Here is a 4,361-nt window from a genome sequence, read left to right as displayed (position 1 = left end):
GCGACCAACCGGCCGGAGATTCTCGATCCCGCGCTGCTGCGCGCCGGCCGCTTCGACCGCCAGGTGCTGGTCGACCGCCCGGACAAGCCGGGCCGCATCCAGATCCTCAACGTGCATCTGAAGAAGGCCAAGCTCGCCGCCGACGTCGATCCGGAGAAGGTCGCAGCGCTGACGCCGGGCTTCACCGGCGCCGATCTCGCCAATCTCGTCAACGAGGCGACCTTGCTGGCGACGCGGCGCGGCGCCAACGAGGTCACGCTCGACGATTTCAACAATGCGATCGAGCGCATCGTCGCGGGGCTCGAGAAGCGCAACCGGCTGCTCAATCCGAAGGAGCGCGAGATCGTTGCCTATCACGAGATGGGCCACGCGATCGTCGCGATGAGCCTGCCCGGCACCGATCCCGTGCACAAGGTCTCGATCATCCCGCGCGGCGTCGGCGCGCTCGGCTACACCATCCAGCGCCCGACCGAGGACCGCTTCCTGATGACGCGCGAGGAGCTCGAGAACAAGATGGCGGTGCTGCTCGGCGGCCGCGCCGCGGAGCTCGTGGTCTACGGCCATCTCTCCACCGGCGCCGCGGACGACCTGCGCCGCGTCACCGACATCGCGCGCTCGATGGTGACGCGCTACGGCATGTCGGAGCAGTTGGGCTCGGTGGCCTATGAGCGCGACAACCAGTCGTTCCTGGCGCCCGGCGCCTCGCGCAGCGCCGAGTATGGCGAGGCCGCCGGCGACGCGATCGACGCCGAAGTGCGGGCCATCGTGACATCAGCGCTCGACCGCACCCGCAAGCTGCTGCAGGACAAGCGCGACGTGCTGGAGCGCGCCGCACGCCGGCTGCTCGTCAAGGAGACGCTGGACGAGACCGAGCTCGCCGCACTGCTCAAGCAGGATCAGCGCGCCGGTGATCTCGTGGCGGCGGCGCAGCCGGTGTAGTTCGTGCTGTGTAGGGCGGGCAAAGGCGCGGACGGGCTCTTTCCACGATCGAGGTCGCCGTGGCACCGTGCCCACCATCTGGCCGGCGACCCCTGCCGCACGACGGTGGGCACACTGCCGCCTGCGGCGGCCGCTTTGCCCACCCTACGGTCGCCGTTGCGTGACGATGTCGTAGCCCGGATGAGCGGAGCGATATCCGGGTTCATCGCGGGCGCCTGTGTTGAACCCGGATGTCGCTGCGCTCATCCGGGCTACAAAATCATCCCCGCGGCCACATCCGGGCCAGGGTCTCGTCTTTCTTGACGAACTCGTGCCAGAGCGTGGCTGCGATGTGGAGGCCGACGACGAGATAGACCACATAGGCCAAGGCATCGTGCGCGATCTCGCCGGCGTGGGCGACCGCCTTGTCGCCCGCGAACAGGCGCGGCCAGCTGAAGGTCCAGAAGTAGCGCAGCGAGTACCCGCCGGCCGAGGAGAACATGTAGCCGGTCACCGGCATGACCAGCAGCAGCGCATAGAGCGCCCAATGATTGAGCTGGGACAGCGCGCGGACCATCCGGCCGAATGTCGCGGGCGCATCCGGGGCGGTGGTCCGCGCACGGACGATCAGCCGGACGATCGCCAGCAGGAACAGCGTGATCCCGAGCGATTTGTGAATCTCCAGGAGCTCGCGCCGCGGCGAGGTGCCGGCCGGCTGCAGGCCGCAATAGAGTCCGATCAGCATGGCCGCAATGAACAGCAAGGCGGTCGCCCAATGAATCCGTCGCAGCAGGGGATCATAGGCAGTCTCGATCGGGGGCACGTGCAGCTCTCCATGTGGCAGGCGATCGCCGCTCCATAATGCACATCGTCGCTCTTGTCGGCTCACAAGTCGATGACCGCCCGGGTGACCTTCCCGCGACATCCCCAAGGCGCCACCGTGTCCTAATTAGTTTCGAATGATTCCATTTCGGCATAGCACCGAGCCGCCTTAAAAAGGTTCCATGCGTCTTGGAAGCAGACGAGATCGCAAGTGGGAAGTCAGACATGATTAGAAATACGGCATCGAGCTGGGGTGGCGTCGCGCGCGCTCTGCATTGGGTGATCGGCCCGACCATCCTGGTGATGATCGCCTTCGGCTGGTGGATGAACCACGTCCCGGCGCGACCCGATCGGTTCTTCTATCGCTCCATTCATGCCGACATCGGTTACGTGCTGCTGGTGCTGCTGCTGGCGCGCATGGCCTGGCGCCTGTTCAATCCGACACCGGCGCTGCCGGCGGACACGCCGCGCTGGCTCGCGGCGGTCGCGCGCGCCAACCAATGGGGACTCGATCTCGTCACGCTCGTGGTGATCATGCTCGGCTGGGCGCATTCGGGCGCGCACACGCCGGACTATTCCAGCTGGTTCGGAGTCTTCCACGTGCCGCAGTTCACCTCGCCCGACAAGGAGGCGGCGCGCGCCTGGGAGGACCGCCACATCTTCTTCGCCTACGTGCTGCTGGCGCTCAGCGTGCTGCACATCGCCGCCGCGGTCTGGCATCACCGCGTCAAGCGCGACGACGTCGCGCTGCGGATGGTAAGGGGTACGGGCTAGCGCTGGCGCCGAGACGGGGTAGGATGCAGGCTCAATTGCCTGCGAGGATTACCATGGCCCGACGACGCCGGACCGGATGGACATCGCCCCTGGCGCTTGTCGCGCTCACGCTCGGCGTCGCGGGCGCCGGTGCCGCCGAGCGCACGATGTCCTGGGACAGCGGCTGCCGTTTCTCGATCCGGTTCGACCCCGCCAAGCAGGACGAGACGCGGCTGCGCAACACCGTGCATCTGCTGTTCGGCCCGTCCGATTTCGACTCGCCGGGGACGCTGCCGGCGTTCGATCCGAAGGCGGTCGCCGCGCTCGATCCCGACAAGATCGACCGCGCCTGCAAGGCCGCGCTCGACGTCGCCACCCGGCTCGAGTTCATCGCGCTGCCCGGCGTCGACGATTACCGCCGCGCCAGGGTCGCGGAGCTCAAGGACAGCTGCGATTTCGAGCTGGCGCAGACCCGCGGCTTCAAGTCGCCCTCGGCCTTGCGCGACTATCAGCCCGCCGCCGCCTGTGCGCGCTTCGTCGACGCGATCGAGGGCAAGACCGACCTGCAGCAGATGTTTCGCCAGACCGTCGACAAGGGCTGCGCCGACAACGCCAGTCCGAAGGCCTGCGTCGCCCGCTATGTCGCCGAAGCGCAAAAGCCGGACGGGCCGGAGCGCATGCGGATCCATCTGGTCAATTTCGGCTGGAGCAATTGCGCGATCAATTACAATCTTCGCAACACGGGCGCCACGAAGATGGAGTCGATGCGGAGCGCGCTCGAGACCCAGTTCCGGAAGATGTTCAAGGTCAAGCAGGACAAGTGCGAGGAGGCGGACTGACGCGGCGTCAGCCCGCCCGGCGCGCGATCAGGCCGCCCCGAACACGCGCCTGAAGATCGTGTCGACGTGCTTGAGGTGGTAGCCGAGGTCGAACTGCTCGTCGATCTCGGCATCCGTGAGATACTTCTTCACGTCGGCGTCGGCCTTCAACAATGTGCGGAAATCGCCTTCGCCGCGCCAAACCGGCATCGCGTTGCGCTGGACCAGCTTGTAGGAATCCTCGCGGCTCGCGCCCTTCTGCGTCAGCGCGATCAAGAGGCGCTGCGAGTGGACGAGGCCGCCGAGCCGGTCGAGGTTCTTCTCCATGTTGGCGGGGTAGACCAGCAGCTTCTCGATCAGGCCGGCGAGGCGCACCAGCGCGAAGTCCAGCGTGACGGTGGCGTCCGGGCCGATCATGCGCTCGACCGAGGAGTGCGAGATATCGCGCTCGTGCCAGAGTACGACGTTCTCCATCGCCGGCGTCACATAGGCGCGGACCATGCGGGCGAGGCCGGTGAGGTTCTCCGACAGCACCGGGTTGCGCTTGTGCGGCATCGCGGACGAGCCCTTCTGACCCTCCGAGAAGAACTCCTCGGCCTCCAGCACCTCCGTGCGCTGCAGGTGACGAATCTCGGTGGCGAAGCGCTCGACGGAGGAGGCGATCACGCCGAGCGTGGCGAAGAACATCGCGTGGCGGTCGCGCGGAATGACCTGGGTCGAGACCGGCTCCGGGGTCAGCCCCATCGCCTTTGCAACATGCTCCTCCACGCGCGGATCGATCTGCGCGAAGGTGCCGACCGCGCCCGAGATGGCGCAGGTCGCGACCTCCTTGCGCGCGGCGACCAGGCGCTCGCGGGCGCGGCTGAACTCGGCATAGGCATAAGCGAGCTTGAGGCCGAAGGTCACCGGCTCGGCATGGATGCCGTGCGAGCGGCCGATGGTCGGCGTCATCTTGTGCTCGAAGGCGCGCGTCTTCAGCGCGGCGAGAACGCGGTCGAGATCGGCGAGCAGCAGGTCGGCGGCGCGGGTGAGCTGGACGTTCAGGCAGGT

General features: G+C 67.2%; 5 protein-coding genes. 3 read left to right on the top strand and 2 right to left on the bottom strand.

The window, feature by feature from the left end; genetic code table 11:
* The coding region (locus BRAS3809_RS30175; protein ID WP_035659426.1) for a cell division protein FtsH at positions 1 to 939 on the top strand (939 nt) is incomplete at its 5' end.
* Between the two features lie 259 nt (positions 940 to 1,198).
* Here BRAS3809_RS30175 and BRAS3809_RS30170 read toward each other — a convergent pair.
* Positions 1,199 to 1,741, bottom strand: a complete 543-nt coding sequence (locus BRAS3809_RS30170; RefSeq protein WP_008965810.1) for a cytochrome b — start codon at positions 1,739 to 1,741, stop codon at positions 1,199 to 1,201.
* Between the two features lie 224 nt (positions 1,742 to 1,965).
* Between BRAS3809_RS30170 and BRAS3809_RS30165 the strand changes: the two genes are divergently transcribed.
* Together BRAS3809_RS30165 and BRAS3809_RS30160 are read left to right on the top strand one after the other, a co-directional pair.
* On the top strand, positions 1,966 to 2,514 hold the full coding sequence (locus BRAS3809_RS30165) for a cytochrome b (RefSeq protein ID WP_008965809.1): 549 nt from the start codon (positions 1,966 to 1,968) through the stop codon (positions 2,512 to 2,514).
* Positions 2,515 to 2,567: 53 nt separating this feature from the next.
* Positions 2,568 to 3,332 (top strand): hypothetical protein, encoded by a 765-nt coding sequence (locus BRAS3809_RS30160; RefSeq protein WP_008965808.1) that lies wholly within the window; start codon positions 2,568 to 2,570, stop codon positions 3,330 to 3,332.
* Positions 3,333 to 3,359: 27 nt separating this feature from the next.
* Here the strand turns inward: BRAS3809_RS30160 and purB are convergent.
* Positions 3,360 to 4,361: adenylosuccinate lyase (gene purB / locus BRAS3809_RS30155; protein WP_035659423.1), on the bottom strand; the 1,002-nt coding region annotated here is incomplete at its 5' end.

Origin of the sequence: Bradyrhizobium sp. STM 3809 (assembly GCF_000239795.1) — a bacterium.
GTDB lineage: Bacteria > Pseudomonadota > Alphaproteobacteria > Rhizobiales > Xanthobacteraceae > Bradyrhizobium.
Note: the sequence above shows the minus strand (reverse complement) of the source record. Positions and strands in the feature narration are given on the sequence as shown.